This is a genomic window from Aquimarina muelleri DSM 19832, from assembly GCF_000430665.1.
Taxonomy (GTDB): domain Bacteria; phylum Bacteroidota; class Bacteroidia; order Flavobacteriales; family Flavobacteriaceae; genus Aquimarina; species Aquimarina muelleri.
The window spans coordinates 1-1,584 of sequence record NZ_AUML01000097.1 but is presented as its reverse complement, the minus strand read 5'-3'; the positions used below and the strand labels follow the sequence as shown (position 1 = coordinate 1,584).

Here is a 1,584-nt window from a genome sequence, read left to right as displayed (position 1 = left end):
TATAGAATCAACAATGCTTTTAAAGGGTATGCCCATCGAGAATCCTATCTGGAAGAAGCGGTAAAAGCCTTGAAGCTAGAAGATTGCCCAGATTACAAACGCCGTAAAGGACAAAAAGGAACTGTAGTGGTGATTAGTGGTATTGGAGAAAAAACTATTCATACTACTTCTCAAACAAAAGGCGATGCCGATAATGTCATGTATAGATTATCTGTATATCGGGCAATGACATTAGAAAAGTATAATGAACTAAAAAAAGAAGATAAGTTACCCAAAGCAGATTATATTACTTATGTGACTAGAGATGCACATCAAGATTTGTCAAATTCAGGTCGTTCTAACTTACGATATGGAACCTATAATGAAACCCCTCCTAGTGATAGCTATTACCTCAATAGAGCAGGAGACTGCGGAGGAAGTGGTAAAGGATATTTAATGTTTCTAAGTGATAATGATAATAATAAAGTGATAAATGGAGTAGATGGTGAAAGAGGAGATGTTGCTATACATCAATATGATATTCACAGTTCACAGGGATGTTTAACGTTAGCAAGTGGTTATGATATCACCAAAAGATTAATTCCTGTAGAAGAATTGTATAATGAAATCCCTGATTTATTTTTGCATGAGGTTATGAAAGATGCCGAGCGAACAGATAATAATGGGCTAGTACATGATATGAGTATTGATCGTAGACCTGTACGATTAATTCTGGAAGAACGAGAAGTTATAGAAAAAACCAATAATAACAAACCCTATTGGGAGGGGTTTGTGGATGAGGAATATAAAGTTTAAAACCATAAACTACATGAAAAATATTGTAAAAATTATAATGATAGTCTTACTTATACAAGGCTGTAAAGGACAAGAAGAAAAAAAAGAAAGTATGATAAAAGCTGATGTGAATTACAAAAATAAAATATTTCAGAAAACATATGGTGTAGTCTCTGACAAAGTTAATAATTGTTTTGAAATTCCAGATTATAAAACTTTTAGAAATCGTGTATTAGAGGTATATAAGATTGATATAGATAAATCTGAATTTATGGATATAGAACTTACTTTAAAAGATTATGGTCAAGTAGCCATGAAAAATTATAAATTTATAATTCCAGCAACTTCTGACTTACCAGGAGATCCAAGACGGGAGAAAGATGATCCAACTCTTATTAATAAATTTGATGAAGAAGCTTCAATAAAGATATGTCACTATAATAATATGATTTTTTATAATGATGTAGGAGCAACAAATTGGGTGAAATCAAAACATCCGTATGAGATGATCGAAATCGTAAAAGAATATGGCTATACCAAAAACAAAGACTGGTTACAATTTGCGTTTAGTAAATCAAAATTATACGAACCAGAAGAATTAAAAAGTTTTTTGTTTGATGTGAAATGTAGAGGAGAATGGCGAGGAGAAAGTGGTGATTGTAATACAATTTCTAGTTTAAGAAAAGATATGTTGGATAAAATGATCGAATACGGTGCAGAATTATCACAATTGTCTACGGTAGCCAATATGGTATCTAATGGTAAGCCACAGATGTATGAAGAGGATACAGAGGAGTTATATGCCTATCT

The 1,584-nt window shown here is 32.1% G+C and carries 2 protein-coding genes; both read left to right on the top strand.

Annotated features, from left to right (window positions below; all coding sequences use genetic code 11):
- Nucleotides 1-795 (top strand): hypothetical protein (locus H527_RS24265; protein ID WP_051316872.1); only part of this gene is annotated, 795 nt, incomplete at its 5' end.
- Between the two features lie 13 nt (nt 796-808).
- Nucleotides 809-1,584 (top strand): hypothetical protein (locus tag H527_RS22700; protein ID WP_155837956.1); only part of this gene is annotated, 776 nt, incomplete at its 3' end.